The following is an 18385-nucleotide window of genomic DNA, read 5'->3' as shown; positions in this document are numbered from 1 at the left end:
CGCCGAAGCCACTCAGGGGCGGTCGTGCTCGGCGAGCAGCTCGCCGAGCATGACCGCGGTCGCGGCCGGCCCGCGTGCGGGGACCTGCGGCAGGAGCGAGAGGTCGGCGATGCGCAGGCCCGTGACGCCGAGCACCCGGCCCCACGGATCGGTGACGGCCTCCGGGTCGCCCACTCGCCCGGCCTTGGCCGTGCCGCTGAGGTGCAGCGCGGTGCCCAGGTGATCCCGGACCCAGACATCGAGGGCGTCGTCGGTCGCGAGCGTGTCCCGGTCGAGATCGGCGGTCGCGTCGACCGCCTCGGATGCCTCGTCCAGCAGTGCCGCAGCCAGGCGTACGCCCTCGCGCAGCGTGCGCCGGTCGCGCTCCGTCGCCAGATAGCCCGAGCGGATCAGCGGGGCCCCGGCCGGGTCGCCCGGGTCCAGGGTGAGGGTGCCGCGTGCGTCGGGACGCTGGTCGGCGACCAGGACGTCGAGCATCGCAGGTGCGGCGCTCGCGGCCGCCGGTCGCAGTCCGAGGAGCTCGTCGGTCGGCGTCAGGAGGGGCAGCAGCTCGATGTCCCCCGCCTCGATGACGCTGCGCAGCGGTGTGCCCGCCGGCGGCCGCAGGCGCGGTGTCCACCGGAGCGCGACCTGCGGGTGATCGCTCGTCGCCCGGCCCACCGGCAGGTCCGCGACCACCGGGACGCCGGCGGACCCCAGGTCTGCGGCGGGCCCGATGCCCGAGCGCAGCAGCAGGTGCGCGGTGCCGATCGCCCCGGCGCACAGCACGATCTCGGCGGCCTCGTAGCGCCGCTGCGCCCCGTCGACGAGTGCCCGGACACCGGTCGCCCGGATCCCACCGGACGCGGTGCGCCGGGTCTCCACGTGGAGCACCTCGGCGCCGGTGACGACGTCGAGGTTCGGGCGCGTGCGCGCGGGCTCCAGGTAGGCGCGGGCGCTGTCCCAGCGCCGCTGCCCGGCGACGTTGAGGGGGAGGGGCGCCAGGCGGAGGCCGAGCGCGGTGGCGGCCTCGGTGAGGGAGCGGGTGATCGGGTCGTCCTGGGGCGGGCGCTCGACCGGGATGGCCCGGGCCACCCGCGCGTACGCCTCCTCGACCGCCTCCGGTGCCCAGCCGATCCGCTCGTGCCACCGCTCGACGTCGACCGGCCCGGCAGCGAGGAAGTAGCCGGCGTTGACGGCCGTCGATCCACCCAGTGCGCGGCCGCGGGCCAGCGTCCACGGGCGTCCCGGCATCAGCTCCGCGGGGTGGGCCCAGGAGGTGCGGGGATCGATCGAGGCCCGCAGCGTGGCCGCATCGCGCAGCAGGTCGGCGGCCTCCCCGACGCCGTCGGATCGCGCCGTGCCGGCCTCGAGCAGCACGACCTCGCGGTCGGGGCTCGCGCTCAATCGAGCGGCGACCACCGCGCCCGAGCCGCCCGCTCCGATGACGAGGACGTCGCACCTCATCCAGACCACTTTCGGTTAGATCATTGGATCTATTGACATGTACCACGGAAGCGCGTTTGAGTGTGACGCGAGCCACAATCCATCAGGCTGAGGGAGTCGTCGTGTCCGGTGTGATCTCGTTCCTGAACCACGTGATGAGCCGGCCGTTGTGGGCTCCGCTGGGGTACTACGGCAGCATCCTCGAGCCCCCGGTCCTGCTGCCCGAGCCGAGCCGCCCGGAGCAGCGCGACCTCTACGCCGAGCCGTACGCGCACGCCGGCTGACGCCGGCCCAGAGCGGGCTCAGAGCGGGCTCAGAAGCCCTCGGGCGCCTCGACGAGCGTCCGGCCCGCGTGGTTCTCGGCGACCCCGTCGACCGCTCGCAGCATCTGCTTGGTCCAGTAGTCGGCGGCACCGCCGCCGTCGCCCTTCTCGGCCAGGTCGAGGGCCTTGCCCAGGACGCGCTTGACCGCGGCCGCGGTGGAGGGCGTGGTCTCGGTCGCGTCCTCGAGCTCGGTGCCGACCACCTCGGTGAGCGCGCCGTAGAGCAGCTCCAGCGGACGGTTGCCGGCGAGGCTGAACAGGCGCAGGAAGAACGTGACGTACGCCTGCGGGATGGACGGGCTCTCGGCCAGCTCGTCGAGCAGGCCGCGCAGCTCCTCGGCCGCCTCCTTGCGGTCCGGGTTCTCGGCCAGCAGCCGGAAGCCGAGCGGCTCGAAGTGCGCGCGGGCGACGAAGACGTCCAGCAGCTGCACCTTGTCGAACTGCATGATCACGCCGAGGTAGCGCGCCGCGACCGAGATGTCCGGCTTGATCGCGCGGGCACCGCCGCGCGAGCCCCGGCGGACCTCGATGAGCCGCTCGGACTCGAGGATGCGGAACGCCTCGCGCAGCGAGGGACGCGAGATGCCGAAGTGCTCCATCAGCGCGGCCTCGCTCGGCAGCGGCTCGCCCTCGGCGATCTCGCCGGTCACGATCTGCGTCCGCAGGGTCCGCGCCACCACCTCCGCCGTCTTCGGAACCCGCACGCGGGCGGACGAGGTGGTGTCGGCGAGGCTCACTTCGGTCTCCTTCGAGCAGCGATAACAGCAAACTTAATCATTAGTCTACTTCTTCCCGACACCGATGTGATTCGGCACGGTCGTTCAGCTGCCGTGACAACGCTCGATCCGCGCATCGGTCACGACCAGGCGCACCTGCTCCGCATGGGGGTCGGCCAGGACGTCGGCGAGCGGCGCGCGCAGGAGGCACAGCCCGCCGCGGCGACCCTCGTGCAGCGTCACGGGCGCGGCGCCCGGAGCCTGCGGCGGGGAGAGGTAGCCGGCCAGTGCCTGCGCCGGGGTCACCCGCTCGTCGGGCGCGAGCACCCGCCCGCGCATCGTCGTCCGGCTCGCGGCGGCCCGGATCACCTGCCACGGATCCGGATCGCCGTACGGCGCGTCGCTGGCCGCGGCGACCGCGATCCCGGCCTCGACGAGGGAGCGATGCGGGTAGAGGAACGGCAGCTCGGCCGGAAGCACGCTGGTGGCGTAGGAGTCGCCGCGGGAGTGCAGGAAGCCGGGGTTGGTCACCACCCGCAGTCGGAGGCGGGCGATGTCCTCGCGCATCCCGACCGGCACGACGGAGGCGTGCTCGAGCCGGTCGCCGGGCCTGGTGCCGACCAGGTCGAAGGCGGCGAGGGTCAGGACGAGCGCATCGCTGGTGACGCAGTGGACCGCGACGGACCGGCCCGCGGCGTGTCGTGGCGCGATCCAGGCCGCGATCGTCTCGGGATCCGGCAGGTCGTGATCGCGCAGCAGCAGCTTGGCCGGACCCGCGCTCGCCCAACGGGAAGCGGTGAAGTCGTCCGGGGCGCCGAGCAGCACCAGGTCCTGGGGGATGGCGCCGCGTCGGCGGGCGTCGAGGAGCAGGGCGATCGCGCTCGGCTCGAGCTCGGGGGTGGCATCGGTGACGCCGGTGATGCCCAGCCGCAGCAGCCGGGCCCCGACCGCCGCCAGATCGGGCTCGGTGGCCGGGAGGCCCGCCCGCAGCCGGGCGTCGTAGCGCCACAGGCGTCCCGTCGGCACGCCGGAGGCGTCCCGCTCGACATCGGCGCTGTCGTCGAGGACGGGCGCGACCTCGTCCAGCGCGAGCGAGTTGAGCATCCACAGCGCGCCGCTGTTGTGCTGCACCCGGACCGGTCGATCGCCGACCAGCCGGTCGAGCGCGCGTCGATCGAGATCCCCGGCGATCGACTCGTGGTAGCCGGTGGCGCGGACCCAGGCGCCCGGGGTCCGGCGCAGCAGTGCGCGCAGGCCGGCCTCGTCGGCCACGGTGCTGCAGTCCGCCGACGCGGCCGCCATCGCCAGCAGATGCAGATGATGGTCGTGCAGGCCCGGCAGCAGGGCGCCCTCGCGGGCGTCGATCACCAGGTCGTCGACTACCGGGTCGTCGGCGATCGGGTCGAGCACGGCGCCGTCGAGCAGTCCGACGCCGAAGCCCGAGATCGTGACGTCCCGCAGGCGGCCATCGACCTCGGCGTTGCGCAGCAGGATGCTCATCGCAGCCACTGCGGGTTGTGGGCGCCGGGCGCGGCGGCACGACCGCTCGTGGACCGGGCGTACGGCGGGGCGACCGGGTGGCGGCCGGTGGCGGTCTCGACCCACCAGCCGTCGCCGATCCGGACCACGGCGGCGTCGGGCGCGGGGCCGACGGCCTCGCGGGCGACGTCGATCATCGAGACGTCGAGGAGCTGGGCGTGATCCTCCAGCAGGGCACCCGAGGCGGCGGCGGCGGCAGCGACCCCGGCCAGTGGATCGGCCAGCGCGTCGCCCACCGGCAGCAGCTCTCCGCCGTCGGCCACCGCCAGGCCGGCGGCCAGGGCGACGTCGTCGCCGAAGCCGACCGCGTCGGAGGCTCGCCCGCGGGCGGTGATGGAGAGCCAGGTGACGCCCTCGGCGACGTAGCTCTCCGCCTCGATCCCGAGTGCCCGCAGCGCCCGCGGGCGGGAGGCCTCCAGGACGACGTCGGCGCGGTGCAGCAGGTCGGCGAGCCGGCGCTGGTCGGACGGGTCGGTGAAGTCGAGGGTGACGGACTGGTGGCCGATGTGGAGGAGGTCGTAGAAGTCCGCGCTGCCACGACGGGCGCCGTCGAGACGGCGCGAGGACTCCACCTTCACCACCCGGCACCCGGCCAGGCCGAGGAGGTGGGCGCACAGCGGTCCGGCCCACAGGGAGGTCAGGTCCACGACCAGCGGCCGCTCGGAGAGGGCGCGTCGTCCGCCGGAGGTACGGAGCACCGCCCCTCTGGTCGGGGGCTCCGGCGGCCAGGCGCCGGCGGGGAGACCGAGCAGGAGGGCGCGCTCGCACGCCTCCTGCGCGCTGAGGTGCTGCGCCCATGCGCTGACCGCCTGCCACGCCTCGCCGACGGGGCCCTCGGTGAGGGCGGGGAGGAGGTCGATGTCGTCGGGACGCGCGAGCGAGATCCCGAGCCAGCCGTCCGTCGTCCGCACCGCCCGGAGCGCGCCGCCCACGGAGAGCGGCGCCTGCCGGGCGAGTCCCGCGAGGGCCGCGCGCTCGCCCAGGAGCCGTGCGTCGGGCGGCTGCGACCCGATCCCGGGCGCAGTGCCGGTACGGGCGACGGTGGCCTCGGCGTACTGCACGAGACGTCGCTCGACCAGTCCCGCGGGATCGCCCGGAGGGAGCAGGGGAGCCTCGCCCGCGCGACCGCTGAGCCACATCGCGCCGGAGCGGGCCCAGGCCGCGGCGGCGTCGTCGGGTGTGCTCATCGCGCTGAAGAGTAGTCCCGTCGCTCGGAGGGTGAGGAGGTTCGACCGAGCGTGCCGCCCATTCCGATGACGACCACCACCAGACTGCGTGCCTCCGCGTCGTCCTCAGTTGGTGAAGCGCCGGCGATAGTCGGCATCGGGCTCGTAGACGACGCCCGCGCCGATCAGCTCGTCGATCTCCCGCTGGGTCAGGCCGACCCCGTCCAGGATCTCGCGCGAGTGCTGGCCGACGAGCGGGGCCGGGAAGTGCTCGCGCTCGGGGGTCTCGGAGAAGTCGATGAGGTTCCCGAGCTGCCGGGTCCGGCCGAAGAGCGGGTGCTCGTACGACGTGACCAGGCCCAGCCGCACGTTGTCGGCGTCGTAGAGCGGCGCGATCCCGCCCTGGGTGTCCAGCGGGAGCTCGACGGGCACGCCGGCGAGGTCGAGCGCGCGCTTCCACTGCCCCGCGGTCCGGGCGAGGAACGCCCGCTCGAGGGTCGCCTCGAGTGTCTCGCGCGGGCCGTTCCGGTCGATCGTCGGCAGGCCCAGGGTCGCGATCAGGGCGTCCCACTCGTGCGGCTTGGTCGCGACGACCTGGACGTACTGCTCGTCCTGGCACCGGTAGAGCCGGTAGCCGGGGCCGAGGCCGTGGAAGCCGGCGTCGATGTGCGGACGCTCCCGCGGCTCGCCGTCGACGAGCAGCGCGTCGGAGGCGAAGGTGGCGCCGCCGTCGAGCAGCGACGTCCAGAGCTCCTGGCCCTCGCCGGTGCGGTCCCGGTGCGCGAGCGCCAGCAGGACCCCGACCGCGGAGAGCACGGCGTTGGCCTGGTCGGTGAAGCCGTAGCGGACGTACAACGGCGGGGTGCCGCGGTGGGTGCCGGCCTGCTCCCACTCGATGCCGCTGGTTGCCTGGTAGAGCGGGTCGAGGCCGCCCGAGTGCGACAGCGGACCGTCGAGCCCGTACGCGTAGGTGTTGCAGTAGATGACGTCCGGCCGCACCGCCTTGGAGGCGGCGTAGTCGATGCCCAGCCGGGTCGCGACGCCCTTGGTCATGTTGTGGTGCACGACGTCGACGCCACGGACGATCTCGAGGGCGATCTCCTTGCCGCGTGGATCCTTGAGGTTGAGCGCCAGTGAGCGCTTGTTGCGGGCGCACCCCTGGAACGGCGCCTGCGCCGTTCGCATGTTGTCCCCGGTCACCGGCTCGATCTTGATGACGTCCATGCCCAGGTCGCCGAGGATCATCGGGCCGAACGGGCCGGCGAGGTACTGCCCGTAGTCGAGGAGCCGCAGGCCCCCGAGCGCGGTGGGGTGCAGCGGCGGGGTCGAGGGGGCGGCCGGCGGCCTCAGCGCGCGGTCCCGTACCTGGGCGCGCATCTCGGCCCGCATCTCGGCCCGCAGCGTTGCGCCGTGCTCGTCGAGCCGTGGACGGCCCGACGTGATCGCGCCCGGGGTGCCGAGCAGGTGGATCGGGACGCCCATCTGCGTGGTGGTGCCCAGCAGGGGGTCCTCGACCCGGGCGACCATCTGGTTCGCGGCGAGCTGCGGATGCGGATCGGCGAGCGCCTGCTCGGCGCTGATGATCGGCTCGATCGCGAGGTTGTTCTCCTGGAAGGTCCTGACCAGCTCCGCCGTCTTCCAGGTCCGGTACGCGGCCGCCCGCTCCTCGCGCCACGTCGCCTGCTGCTCGGGGCTCGCCTGGGTCTGGAGGTAGGGGTGCGGCTGGTCGAGTCCGAGGATCTCCTCGACGCTGCGGATCGGGGTCATGCCGGAGTTGACGCAGAAGTGGACCCAGCCGTCGGCGGTCTCGTAGATCATCGCCTGATGGATGCCGGGTGGGTAGGACTTCTGCATCAGCTCGTGGAAGCCCGGGTTGACGTGCTCGACGTCCTGCCAGATCTGCGTCGTGTAGAGGAAGAGTCCCTGGAGCAGGGACGTACGGACGTGCTGACCCCGTCCGGTCGCCGCCCGCTGGTGCAGCGCTGAGAGCAGGCCGATCGGGGCGAGGAACATCGCGCCGAGGCTCGGGGTCGAGGCGTGGTTGTAGACCGGGCCCATCCGCCACGCCGGCTGCTCGTACTCGGCACCGCCCGCCGCCTGCACGAGCGCGTCCCAGCCCGGCCGACCCGCGTGCCGGTGACCCACGGGGTAGCCCGAGATCGAGACGTACACGAGCGCGGGATGCCGTGCGTGCACGGTGCCGTAGCCGAAGCCGAGACGCTCCATCGTGCCCGGCCGGAAGCTCTCGACGAGCACGTCCGCCGTCGCGATCAGGTCCCACAGGACCGCCTGGTCGGCGGCGTCCTTCAGGTCCAGCGCGATCGAGCGGCGGCTGCGGTGCCATACCGCGCTGCCGTGGTACTCGCGGAACGGATCGCCCCCGGGAGGCTCCACCTTGATCACGTCGGCGCCGTGCTCGGCGAGCATCGTGATGCCCACGGCGGCACCACCGCCCCAGGTCAGGTCGAGGACACGGATCCCGTCGAGCGCTCCGGGGGTCGTCATGCAAACAAGAGTGCCATTAATAATATGATTGCACTAGAGTGCGGCTGTGACGGTGACAGGGATCGAGCAGAAGCGCGCATGGGTCGACGGCGTGCTGCCGCCGGTCGAGCAGGTCCGGCCCGGGCTGTGGTCCGTGCCGGTCGTCATTCCGAACAACCCGCTGCGCTACGTGCTGACGTACGTCTTCGAGGTCGCCGACGGGATCGCCGTCGTCGACCCGGGCTGGCCGGCCGACGCTGCCTGGGAGGACCTGGTCGCCGGCTTCGCGGCGATCGGCGCCGACGTCACCGACGTCCGCTCGATCCTGGTCACCCACGGCCATCCCGACCACGTCGGCCTCGCCGGTCGGCTGCGGGAGGCATCAGGTGCCTGGATCGGGATGCATCGCGCCGACGCGCGGATGCTCGGGGTCGGCCGCGAGCAGAGCGACTCCAAGCTGATCGTGTGGTCATGGCTGCAGCGACGGGGCGCCCCCGAGGAGGTCACCCGTCCCTCGGCGCCGCCCTTCGACCTCGACGACCTCGCCGGCTGCCGGCCGGACGTCTTCATCGAGGACGGCGAGAGCCCCCTGCTCCCCGACGTCGACCTGCGAGCCATCTGGACGCCGGGGCACACGCCTGGCCACCTCTGCTTCCACGACGCCGAGGCAGGGATGCTGCTCACCGGTGACCACGTGCTTCCGCGGATCAGCCCCAACATCGCGCTGTACGAGGACGACGGTGAGGATCCCCTCGCCCAGTTCATGGACTCGCTCGCGCTGCTCAAGGGACTGCCCGTCACCGAGGTCCTGCCCGCCCACGAGTACCGCTTCGACGGCCTGGACGAGCGTGTCGACGAGCTGATCGCCCACCACGAGAGGCGGCTCCAGGAGGTGGCCGACGCGATCGCCGTACAGCCCGACGCGACCACCTGGGAGCTCGCCAGCCGGCTCACCTGGTCGCGTCCCTGGGCCGAGATCGGCGAGATGCGCCGCGGTGCGGTCGCCGAGACCTTCGCCCACCTGGCCACCCTCAGCCGCCGCGGCGGCGCGGTCAACCTCGGCGTCGAGGTCGATCGCTGGCGCCTCGCCGAGTCCTAGCCCATCCGTCCGACCCGATCCACCTGCCGGCAGGAGCACCCATGACCGTTCTCGAGGACCCCCTCAGCCTCCAGGGCAAGGTCGCCATCGTCACCGGTGGCGGCACCGGCATCGGCGCCGAGACCGCCCGGGTCTTCGTCCGGGCCGGCGTCGAGGGCATCGTCCTGGCCGCCCGCACCGAGTCCGACCTGCAGAAGGTCGCCGGCGAGCTCCAGGAGATCGCCAAGGAGGTGGGCAACGCCGACGTACGCGTCCTGCCGGTGCCGACCAACATGAAGGACGAGGAGTCGGTCACCAGCCTGGTCGAGAGGACGATCGCGGAGTTCGGCCGGATCGACATCGTGGTCAACAACGCCGGCGGCACCCGGATGGGCCCGCTGGAGGAGCTCCCCACCAAGGGCTGGGACGCCGTCTTCGACCTCAACGCCAAGGGCCCCTTCCTGCTCACCCGCGAGGCCGGGAGGCACATGATCGCCGCGGGCAATGGCGGGGTCTTCGTCAACATCTCCTCGGGTGCGGGCGTCAACGGCGTCTTCGGCGGCGCCGGCTACAGCGCGGCCAAGGCCGGGCTGCAGATGTTCACCAAGGTGACCGCGGCCGAGTGGGGCCGCTTCGGCATCCGGGCGAACTGCATCGCCGTCGGCGCCGTCGCCTCGGAGCGCTCCGTCGCCGCGTGGGAGATCGCCAACCTCGACCAGAGCACGATGGGCAAGGGCAGCGCGCTCGGTCGCCTCGGCGAGCCGTCCGACGTGGCGTACCCGATCCTCTTCCTCAGCTCGCAGGCCTCGGCGTACGTCACCGGTCAGACCTTCTCCGCCGACGGCGGCACCTCGATGGGTGGCCCGCGGGTCGCGGGATAGCCCGGCCGCCGTTCGAGAGGTCACCTTCCGACGGTCGAGAGGTCACCTGTTGCAGGTCGAGTGTCCGAGCGATGGACACTCGATCCGCAACAGGTGACCTCTCGTCGCGTGATCGGGGATCAGGGCTTGGCCGGGAAGCGCAGCCCGCCGTCGATCCGGATGGTCTCGCCGTTGAGGTAGTCGTTCTCCATGATCTGCACCGCGAGCTGGGCGTACTCGTCGGCACGGCCCATCCGCTTCGGGTTCTGAATCGCCTGGCCGAAGCGGGTGTACGCCTCCTCCTCGCTCATCCGGAACGCGGGGGTGAAGAAGGTGCCCGGGGCGATCGTCATCACCCGGATGCCGACCGGCGCGAGGTCGCGTGCCGCGGGCAGGGTGAGGCCGATGACGCCCGCCTTGGCGGCGCCGTACGCGGTCTGCCCGACCTGGCCCTCGAGGCCGGCGATGCTCGCGGTCTGGATGACCACGCCGCGCTGGCCCGAGTCGAGCGGCTCGTTGGCCGCCATCGAGGCCGCCGCGAGCCGCAGCGCCCGGTAGGTCGCCAGGAGGAAGATCTCGATGGTCTTGTCGAAGGTCTCCTGGGCGACGGGCTCGCCGTCGCGGCCGACGAGGCGGCCACCGCCGCCCTGGCTGCTGCCGTGCACGATCACGACCGAGCGCAGCGTCCCGAGGCCCTGCGCGGTCGCGAAGGTCTCGGTGATCGACTCGTCGCTGAACACGTCGGTGTGGACGTAGTGGGCCAGCTCGCCGAGCTCGTCGGCGAAGGTCTTGCCGCGCTCGTCGTTGATGTCGGCGATGACCGTGTGCACGCCCTGGGCGACCAGGCGGCGCACCGTGGCGGAGCCGAAGCCGCCGGTGCCGCCGATGACGACGGCGGAGGAACCGGTGAGATCCATGGGTGACCTGCTTTCTCGGTGCTGAGCTCTTCCGGCCTGGTCTTCAGGCCTTGGGCGGGGTGGCCGGGAAGCGGAGGGCGCCGTCGACGCGCACCACCTCGCCGTTGAGGTAGTCGTTGTCGATCATGGCCATCGCGAGCTTCGCGTACTCGTCGCCGCGACCCATTCGCTTCGGGTTCTGGATGTCGGGACCGTACTTGGCGGTCGCGTCCTCCTCGCTCATGCCGTAGGCCGGCGTGTAGAACGTCCCGGGCGCGATCGAGAGCACCCGGATCCCGACCGGCGCCAGGTCGCGGGCGGCCGGCAGGGTGAGACCGATGACGCCGGCCTTGGCCGAGCCGTACGCGGTCTGGCCGACCATGCCCTCGTACCCCGCGATGCTCGCGGTCTGGATGATGACGCCACGCTGCCCGGAGTCGGCCGGCTCGTTCTTCGCCATCTCGGCGGCGGCCAGGCGCAGGGCGCGGTAGTTGTCGTTGAGGTAGGCCTTGACCAGGCCCTCGAAGCCCTCCATCGGGCGCGGCCGGTTGTCGCGGTCGAGGAGGCGGCCACCGGGGCCACCGACCATCGCGCCGTACGCGATGACCACCGCACGCAGGGGCGCGAGCGCGCTCGCCGCGGCGAAGGTCTCGGCGAGCGACTCGTCGCTCCCGACGTCGGTGTTGCGGTAGCTGGCGCTCTCGCCGAGCTCGTCGGCGAAGGTCTTGCCGCGCTCGTCGTTGATGTCGGCGATGACGGTCTTCACTCCGGCGGCGACGAGGCGTCGCACGGTGTGCGAGCCGAAGTTCCCGGTGCCGCCGATGACGACGGCGGAGGCGTTGCAGAGGTCCACGGCGGCCACTTTCATGAGCAGGCTAAAGAGATTAATTGTTTACATCAATGCGATTCTCAACGTAGCATGCCGATGCCGCGTGTCGCCATCATCGAAACCGCCGCGGACTGCGCGTCGGGCGACCACCAGGCAGAGAGAGTGAGGTGCCCAGCCATGCCCAAGGCCGTCGTCATCGGTGCAGCCCGCACCGCCGTCGGGACCGCCCGCCGGGGGACCCTGTCCGAGACGTCCGCGGAGACGCTCGCGACCCACGTCGTCCGCGAGGTCATCGCGCGCTCGGGCCTGCCGGGCGAGCGCTTCGACGACGTCTACCTCGGCGATGTGCTCTACGGCGGCGGCGACCTCGGCCGCTACGCCGCCGACGCCGTCGGCCTGGAGGCCGTCCCCGGCATCTCGGTCAACCGGCACTGCGCGAGCAGCCTCACCACCACCGGCCTCGCGGCCGCCACGATCATGTCCGGGATGGAGAGCGCCATCATCGCCGGTGGCGTCCAGGCCAGCTCGATGGGCCCGATCTCGAGCTGGCGCAAGGCGCACACCGAGGCCGAGTACGAGCAGCGCATCCCGCCCACCTTCCACCACCGCGACGGCGTCGACGACGACGTCATGCTCACCGTCGGCTGGAACCTCGCACAGAAGTTCGGCATCAGCCGCGAGCGGCTCGACGCCTGGGCGCTGCGCTCCCACCAGCGCGCGATCGCCGCGATCGACGCCGGCCGGTTCGTCGAGGAGATCACCCCGATCACCGTGCAGAACAAGCTCGGCGAGACGGTGGCGTTCAAGGTCGACGAGCACCCGCGCCGCGACACCACGATGGAGAAGCTCGCCTCGCTGAAGCCGCTCCACCCCGAGATCGAGGGCTTCTCGATCACCGCCGGCAACGCGGCAGGCTCCAACGACGCGGCCTCGGCGCTGGCGCTGGCCAGCGACGAGCTCGCCGCCGCCGAGGGGCTCGACGTCCTCGCCGAGATCGTGGCCTGGGGCTCCGCCGGCGTCGACCCGAAATACACCGGCACCGGCGCCCTCGCGGCTGCCGACAAGGTGCTGCAGCGCGCCGGGCTCGGCGTCAAGGACATCACCCTCTGGGAGATCAACGAGGCCTTCGCGACCGTCCCGGTCGTGGCCTGCCAGGAGATGGGCATCGACGAGGAGCTGGTGAACATCTCGGGCAGCGGCTGCTCGATCGGCCACCCCGTCGCCGCGTCCGGCACCCGGATGCTCAACACCCTCATCCACGAGCTGCGCCGCCGCGGCGGCGGTCTCGGCCTGGCCACCATGTGCGCCGGCGGCGGCCAGGGCGGGGCCGTGCTCATCCGGGTCTGAGCTGCCCGGCCGACCCGACCAGCCACCACACACCAGCCACCACACACCAGGGAGAAGAAGAATGGCGATCAAGCCGGTCACCAAGACCAGCGAGTACGGCATCGGCCAGATGGTGCACGTCATCCACATGACCGACGACGTCCGCAAGCTGCAGGCGTGGTGGGAGGACGTCTTCGGCGGCTTCAGCTACATGGGCATCGACGAGCCCAACTACCTCCCGATCGAGGACCGGCACGCGTGCCTGCTCATGGTCCGCGACCTCTGCATCGAGGTGATGGCGCCGGCGTTCAACGAGCAGGGCGAGGTCAACAGCCCGCAGCTGCCGGTGGGCAAGTTCTACTCCCGCTTCGGCCAGCACCTGCACTCGGTCGGCTACTTCGTCGACGACATCGTCGGCCTGGGCAACCACATGATCGACAACGGCATCTACATCGGCAAGCCGGGTGGTGGCGCCGTCGAGAAGATGGACGACCCGAGCCTCATGTACTTCTACCCGAGCCCGAAGTTCACCGCCGGGCTGATGGTCGAGATCTCCAAGCACCCGATGCCGAACGACCCGCGTGAGAAGGAGGAGTGGTCCTCGCTGGCCAAGGTCACCGAGCACCACCCGCTGACGATCGAGCGCTTCTCGTACGTCACGCTCGGCGTCCGGGACCTCGACGAGGCGGTCAAGGTCTACGTCAACGCGTTCAAGGCGATCCCGCTCGAGGAGGGCATCGACGAGGACCTCGGCGCGAAGTACGCCACCCTGCACCTGGGTGACTGCCTGCTGCAGATCGCCCAGCCGCTCGAGCCGACCTCGGACCTGGGCCAGCACGTCGAGAAGTACGGCAACTTCATCTACAGCCTCCGTTTCAAGGTGCGCGACGTCGACTCCGCCGAGGCGTGGCTGGCGCAGAAGGACGTCAAGACCAGCCGCCCGCGCCCGGGGCTGCTCGTCCTCCAGCCCAACGACACGTTCAACGCGCCGATCTTCCTGTCGGACGAGGAGATCAAGGGCGACCCGTTCGCCCAGTGACCGGCTGACGGCTGCTGATCCCCCGAACGCGAGAGAGGGCCCGGGCATCGCCCGGGCCCTCTCTCGTCGCCCTCTCGGGCGGCGCGGCGCGATCAGCCGATCTCGACCACCGCAGTGCCGGGCGCCATCTTCTTGCCGTCGGCGTTCTCGGTCCACACGTCGAGCGTCACGACCTGCTTGCCGTTGCTCTCGGCGACCTCGGTGACGGTGCCCTTCGCCGTCACCACGCCCTTGATGTTCGGGGTGCGGAAGTCGCAGCGCAGGCTGGCGATCCGGCCCTCCTCGCCCAGCCACTCGCGCAGCAGGACGTGCAGGTACGACCACTGGAGGTTGCCCATGCCGAAGGCGCCGGGCATGCCGGCCGCCCTGCCGGCCTCGTCGTCCATGTGGATCGGGACGAACTCGTAGTTGACCGCGGCATAGCGGTTCCAGTTGTGGAAGCCGGTGTCGCGGACGAGCGGGGTGAGCTCGGCGCCGACCTCGGGTGCGGGGGACAGGGTTCGCGTCTGGGTCATCGTCGGTCCTTCCTCAGTATCGGATCAGGGTCATGGTCGAGCGCTTCACGAACGCGCCGTCCTGGTTGGTCCAGGTGTCGACGCTGGTGCTGAACAGCATCAGGCCGAGACGGCCCTCGCGCTCCGCGTACTCACCCAGGGTGCGGACGCTGGTGATGACGTCACCGGCCCTGACCGGCGCGCCGTACTCCACCGTCATGCCGCCGTTGAGCATGTTCTTCAGGCCCGGACCCTCGACGCCGACCTGGTTCTCGGTCATGTCGGGGTTGATCGTGAGCTCCGGCTTCTCGATCGCCTTCGCCGACCGCTCCGAGGACGCGGGACGCCACGACGTCGACATCACGTTGAACTCCTCCGGCGCGATCATCGCGCTGCCGTCGGCGGGCGCCTCGAGGTAGCGGGCCGGCGGCTCGTCGGGCCAGTACGTCGCGATCGCCCAGCGGCGGATGTCGTTCTCGCCGACCGGGTAGCTGACGCTGCGGCCGATCTCGGTGCCGACCGCGGCGCGCATGGCCTCCGAGATGTGCGACGCCGTGATGGTGGACTCGGACACTGTCTCTCCTTCTGTGGTGATGGCTGTGGTGATGGCTGTCATCGGGCGTGGTGGACGACGAACTCCTCGAGCTGGCGGATGGTCCGCACCTCGAAGACGCCGTCGCAGTGGGGTCGGTAGGTGTCGATGAGGCAGTCGCCGTCCGGCCAGGTCGCGCTGCGCTCCGGGCTGAGCCAGAACAGCCGTCCGGCCCGCCGGCCGATCGCCTTGAGGCTGTCATCCCGGGCGCTGCGATAGTTGCCGCGACCGTCGCCGAGCACCAGCACGATCGTGCGCGGGTTGAGCTGGTGCCCGTAGCGGGTCCAGAACTGCTGGAAGGTCCGTCCGTAGTCGGAGTGCCCGTCCAGGTGGACGCCGAGGCCCTGGGTGTCGATGTGCTCCGCCGTGCGGCGCAGGTCGGTGCTGTCGCGCAGCAGATCGGTGACCTCGTCGACGCCGTCGACGAAGACGAAGCTGCGCACGCTGTGGAACCGGGCGTGCAGGCCGTGCGCGAGCGAGAGGGTGAAGCGGGCGAAGGACGCGACGGATCCGGAGATGTCGGCGAGCACGACCAGCTCGGGCTTCGGCGGCCGCCGCGGGTGGAAGGCCGGGCGGGCCGGCACGCCGCCGGTCGCCATCGAGGAGCGCATGGTCGAGCGGATGTCGAGGTGGCCCCTCGGTGGCCGGGCGTCGGCCCGGCGCAGCTGGCGCTCCAGGCGTGTGGGAAGCGTCTCCAGCACGGACGACAGCCGGCGGATCTCCTGGGTCGACGCGGTGAGGAAGTCGACGTCGTCCGGCAGGCCCGTACGGATCGCCTCGGCCACGGACGTCGCGCCGCGGTCCAGGACGAGGCGGCGCCGTACCTCGGTCTCGATCTCCAGGCGCAGCAGCTCGAGCCGACGCTCGATCTCGTCGCGCCAGTGCCGCTGCCGCAGGCCGGCCAGCGGATCGTGCTCGCTGCTGGTGAACGAGGCGTCGAGCCCCGTACGGAGCCGATCGGGGTGGACCGCCCGGTAGGCGCGCATCACGTGGACGTTGCCCGCGACCGGGGCCCCGGGCTGGATCGTGACGTGCCGGTCGACGAGCTCTCGGGCGACGGCGGCCATCGTGTGGGTGTCGAGGCGGGCGAGCGCGTCCTGGGCGAGTGCCTGCAGGGCCTCGTCGTCGAGGCCACGCAGGTGCAGCGCGACCGGGTCGGCAGCGTCGCCCGCTGCGTCGCTCCGCACGGCGTCCGCGAAGAGCGGGGCGATGCCGGCCAGGGCGCGACGTGACGCGTCGTCCTTGACCAGCACCATCTCGAGGGCGCGGATGCCGTGCTCGGGGCCGAGCAGGTCGAGCGCGGTGTAGGCGTCGCGGATCGCCTCGGTCGACACCGGGACGCCGATGGACCGGAGGTGCTGGGCGAGCGCGAGCACGTCGTACGACATAATAAGTTAGATGATAGAGTGAATTGCATGGTCAAGCCACCCGTCATCTTCGTCCACGGCCTCGGCAGTACCTACGAGGCGAACTGGGTGAAGTCGGGATGGCGCGACCTCCTGGAGGCCGAGGGGCGTACGCCGGTCGGGCACAACATGGCCGGGCACGCCGGCGTGCCGCTGATCGAGCGTCCCGCCGAGACCGGTGCGGGCAGGCTGCACGCCCAGATCGAGTCGTTGGGCGGACACGCCGACGTGGTCGGCTTCTCCGCCGGAGCCGTCCTCAGCCTCACCGCAGCCACCCAGCGCCCCGAGCTCTTCCGCCGCCTCGTCCTGATGGGCACCGGCGACCGGTCCTACCGGGTCACCCTCGAGCAGAAGCGCGCGAGCCTCGCGGCGAGCATGGACAGCCCGACGATGTCGGGGGTCCGGCTGGCGGCGGAGCGTGCCGGCAACGACTTCGAGCAGGTGATGGCCTCCTCGTTCGACACCGACCCGGTCCCGTCGTTCGAGGCGATGGGGGCGGTGACCTGCCCCGTGCTCTTCATCCTCGGCGAGAACGACTTCGTCGGCCCGGTCGAGCGTCTCCTGGAGGCCGTGCCGGACGGCAGGCTGGTCACGCTGCGGCGTACCGACCACTTCTCGACCACGCAGCGGTTCGAGGCCCAGGAGGCGGTGATCGACTTCCTGGGCCAGTGAGCCTCCTGGCTCGCTGAACCTCGTGGTCGGCGCCGCCGTCAAGCGGCCGGGAGCTCGGCCTTCGGCATCGAGACGGCGAGCAGCAGGGCGGTCAGGGACGCGCCGGCGCAGATCGCGAACAGGGTGCGGAACGCGGTGGCACTCGGCAGCTCGACGCCGCCGAGGTCGAGCACCAGCGAGGCCATCACGGTGCCTCCGATGGCGCTCGCGATCGAGGCGCCGACGCTGCGGACCAGGTTGTTGAGGCTGTTCGCTGCTGCCATCGCCTGGATCGGCGTGTGCGCGTTCACGATCGAGGGCAGGGAGGCCGAGCACATCGAGATGCCGATCCCGACCAGGATCGTGCCGAGGATGACCCACGCGTAGGTGGAGGAGATCAGCATCCGCTGGATCCACCCGGTCGCCATGATCGTCGCACCGAGCGCGAGCACGAAGGTGGGGCCGCGGCGGTTGATCAGGCGCCCGGCGACGGTCGCGCCCGGGATCATGATGAGCCCGCCGGGCAGCATGCACAGCCCGCCCACGGTCACCGAGGCGCCGAAGCCGTACCCGGTCCGGGTGGGCATCTCCACGAAGACCGTGGTGCCGAGGTAGGAGGCGAACGTCGCGACGCCGATCAGCATCGAGGCGCCGTGCACCATCAGCAGCGGCCGGCGCCGCGCCGCGACCAGGTCGACCAGCGGCTCACGGGTGCGCACCTGGCGCAGCCCGAAGAGCCCGAAGACCAGCGCGGAGACGGCGAAGAGACCCAGCACGCGGACCGATCCCCAGCCCCACTCGCCCGACTCCGCCAGCGGCAGCAGGAACGTGACGAGGGCGCCGCTGAGCAGCACGGCACCGAACACATCGAGCCGGCCGCCGCTGCGCATCGGGGACTCGGGGACCACCGCCCGGATGGCCAGGAAGCTGCCGATGCCGGCCGCGAACGTGATCCAGAACAGCCAGTGGAAGTCCATGTTGTCGGCGACGACGCCCGACAGCGGCATGCCGATCGCGCCGCCGAAGCCCAGCGTCGCGCTGATGATCGCGATGCCGGTGGCGCGCCGCTCCGGCGGCAGCAGGGAGGCGGCCAGGCTGATGGCCAGCGGCAGTGAGGCCATCGAGGCCCCCTGGAAGGCGCGTCCGGCGATCAGCACGCCCAGATTGCTGGTGAGCGCGCAGAGCAGCGATCCGACGATGCCGAACGAGACCGCGATCAGGAGCATCCGACGCTTGCCGAACATGTCGCCGAGGCGACCCATCACCGGCGTCGAGACCGCCGCGACCAGGAGGGTCGCGGTCAGCAGCCACTCGACGGCGGACGATGAGCGGTCGAGCTTCTCGGGCAGCACGCCGAGGAGCGGGACCAGCACCGACTGGTAGAGCGAGCAGGTGATGGTGGCGAAGCCGATGACCAGGATCTCCAGCGTCGCGCGGTGGTCCGAGGTGTGTGCCTGGAGATCGAGCTCCTCGCGGATCTCCTGTTCCAGCTCGGGGTCGAGCTGGTCGTCGGTGGGGGAGTAGGTCATCGGGGTCTCTCGGATCGGGGCGTACGGACGCC

17 protein-coding genes are annotated in these 18385 nt (G+C 71.7%); 6 read left to right on the top strand and 11 right to left on the bottom strand.

All coding sequences use genetic code 11. The annotated features are described in order from the left end of the window. Window positions 1-12: 12 nt before the first annotated feature. Window positions 13-1446: a GMC family oxidoreductase gene (locus ACZ5L9_RS04040; protein WP_464534215.1), complete on the bottom strand. Its 1434-nt coding sequence runs from the start codon at window positions 1444-1446 to the stop codon at window positions 13-15. A gap of 101 nt (window positions 1447-1547) precedes the next feature. Between ACZ5L9_RS04040 and ACZ5L9_RS04035 the strand changes: the two genes are divergently transcribed. After that, window positions 1548-1709 (top strand): hypothetical protein, encoded by a 162-nt coding sequence (locus ACZ5L9_RS04035; protein WP_464534213.1) that lies wholly within the window; start codon window positions 1548-1550, stop codon window positions 1707-1709. 29 nt (window positions 1710-1738) lie between these two features. On the opposite strand, the gene ACZ5L9_RS04030 is transcribed toward ACZ5L9_RS04035, so the two are convergent. The 4 genes from ACZ5L9_RS04030 to ACZ5L9_RS04015 form a co-directional block, all read right to left on the bottom strand. Beyond that, window positions 1739-2485, bottom strand: coding sequence for a FadR/GntR family transcriptional regulator (locus tag ACZ5L9_RS04030; RefSeq protein ID WP_464534211.1), 747 nt, complete (start codon window positions 2483-2485; stop codon window positions 1739-1741). 84 nt (window positions 2486-2569) lie between these two features. Beyond that, window positions 2570-3964 (bottom strand): amidohydrolase family protein, encoded by a 1395-nt coding sequence (locus ACZ5L9_RS04025; protein WP_464534209.1) that lies wholly within the window; start codon window positions 3962-3964, stop codon window positions 2570-2572. Further along, on the bottom strand, window positions 3961-5190 hold the full coding sequence (locus ACZ5L9_RS04020; RefSeq protein ID WP_464534207.1) for a CoA transferase: 1230 nt from the start codon (window positions 5188-5190) through the stop codon (window positions 3961-3963). Before ACZ5L9_RS04020 ends, ACZ5L9_RS04025 begins: the two co-directional genes overlap by 4 nt. 105 nt (window positions 5191-5295) lie before the next feature. Then, on the bottom strand, window positions 5296-7674 hold the full coding sequence (locus tag ACZ5L9_RS04015) for a CaiB/BaiF CoA transferase family protein (RefSeq protein ID WP_464534205.1): 2379 nt from the start codon (window positions 7672-7674) through the stop codon (window positions 5296-5298). A 46-nt stretch (window positions 7675-7720) separates the two neighbouring features. Here ACZ5L9_RS04015 and ACZ5L9_RS04010 point away from each other — a divergent pair, with 46 nt between their 5' ends. After that, the gene (locus ACZ5L9_RS04010; protein WP_464534203.1) at window positions 7721-8752 is read left to right on the top strand and encodes an MBL fold metallo-hydrolase; all 1032 of its coding nucleotides are present in this window, start codon (window positions 7721-7723) and stop codon (window positions 8750-8752) included. Window positions 8753-8793: 41 nt separating this feature from the next. Then, a complete protein-coding gene (locus tag ACZ5L9_RS04005; protein ID WP_464534201.1) occupies window positions 8794-9612 on the top strand; it encodes an SDR family NAD(P)-dependent oxidoreductase in 819 nt (272 codons plus the stop codon). Between the two features lie 119 nt (window positions 9613-9731). Here ACZ5L9_RS04005 and ACZ5L9_RS04000 read toward each other — a convergent pair whose 3' ends face one another. Together ACZ5L9_RS04000 and ACZ5L9_RS03995 are read right to left on the bottom strand one after the other, a co-directional pair. Further along, the gene (locus tag ACZ5L9_RS04000) at window positions 9732-10508 is read right to left on the bottom strand and encodes an SDR family NAD(P)-dependent oxidoreductase (RefSeq protein ID WP_464534199.1); all 777 of its coding nucleotides are present in this window, start codon (window positions 10506-10508) and stop codon (window positions 9732-9734) included. A 43-nt stretch (window positions 10509-10551) separates the two neighbouring features. Continuing rightward, entirely contained in the window at window positions 10552-11349 is a 798-nt protein-coding gene (locus ACZ5L9_RS03995; protein WP_464534197.1) for an SDR family NAD(P)-dependent oxidoreductase, read from the bottom strand. Between the two features lie 144 nt (window positions 11350-11493). On the opposite strand from ACZ5L9_RS03995, the gene ACZ5L9_RS03990 reads away from it, so the two are divergent. Together ACZ5L9_RS03990 and ACZ5L9_RS03985 are read left to right on the top strand one after the other, a co-directional pair. Then, window positions 11494-12663 (top strand): thiolase family protein, encoded by a 1170-nt coding sequence (locus ACZ5L9_RS03990; RefSeq protein ID WP_464534195.1) that lies wholly within the window; start codon window positions 11494-11496, stop codon window positions 12661-12663. A gap of 61 nt (window positions 12664-12724) precedes the next feature. After that, complete coding sequence (locus ACZ5L9_RS03985; protein ID WP_464534193.1) at window positions 12725-13681, top strand: VOC family protein; 957 nt, start codon at window positions 12725-12727, stop codon at window positions 13679-13681. A gap of 92 nt (window positions 13682-13773) precedes the next feature. Here the strand turns inward: ACZ5L9_RS03985 and ACZ5L9_RS03980 are convergent, their stop codons facing one another. Genes ACZ5L9_RS03980 through ACZ5L9_RS03970 form a run of 3 tightly spaced genes read right to left on the bottom strand, consistent with a single transcriptional unit; the run spans window position 13774 to window position 16155 of the window. Next, window positions 13774-14196: a hotdog family protein gene (locus tag ACZ5L9_RS03980; RefSeq protein WP_464534191.1), complete on the bottom strand. Its 423-nt coding sequence runs from the start codon at window positions 14194-14196 to the stop codon at window positions 13774-13776. Between the two features lie 13 nt (window positions 14197-14209). Further along, entirely contained in the window at window positions 14210-14749 is a 540-nt protein-coding gene (locus ACZ5L9_RS03975) for an FAS1-like dehydratase domain-containing protein (RefSeq protein WP_464534189.1), read from the bottom strand. A gap of 38 nt (window positions 14750-14787) precedes the next feature. Beyond that, window positions 14788-16155 (bottom strand): VWA domain-containing protein, encoded by a 1368-nt coding sequence (locus ACZ5L9_RS03970; protein ID WP_464534187.1) that lies wholly within the window; start codon window positions 16153-16155, stop codon window positions 14788-14790. A gap of 27 nt (window positions 16156-16182) precedes the next feature. Here ACZ5L9_RS03970 and ACZ5L9_RS03965 point away from each other — a divergent pair, with 27 nt between their 5' ends. Beyond that, complete coding sequence (locus tag ACZ5L9_RS03965) at window positions 16183-16845, top strand: alpha/beta fold hydrolase (protein ID WP_464534185.1); 663 nt, start codon at window positions 16183-16185, stop codon at window positions 16843-16845. 38 nt (window positions 16846-16883) lie between these two features. Here the strand turns inward: ACZ5L9_RS03965 and ACZ5L9_RS03960 are convergent, their stop codons facing one another. Continuing rightward, window positions 16884-18353, bottom strand: coding sequence for an MFS transporter (locus tag ACZ5L9_RS03960; protein ID WP_464534183.1), 1470 nt, complete (start codon window positions 18351-18353; stop codon window positions 16884-16886). Window positions 18354-18385 lie beyond the last annotated feature (32 nt).

Source organism: Nocardioides sp. JCM 18998 (genome assembly GCF_055391535.1).
This window is presented reverse-complemented; position numbering and strand designations above follow the sequence as displayed.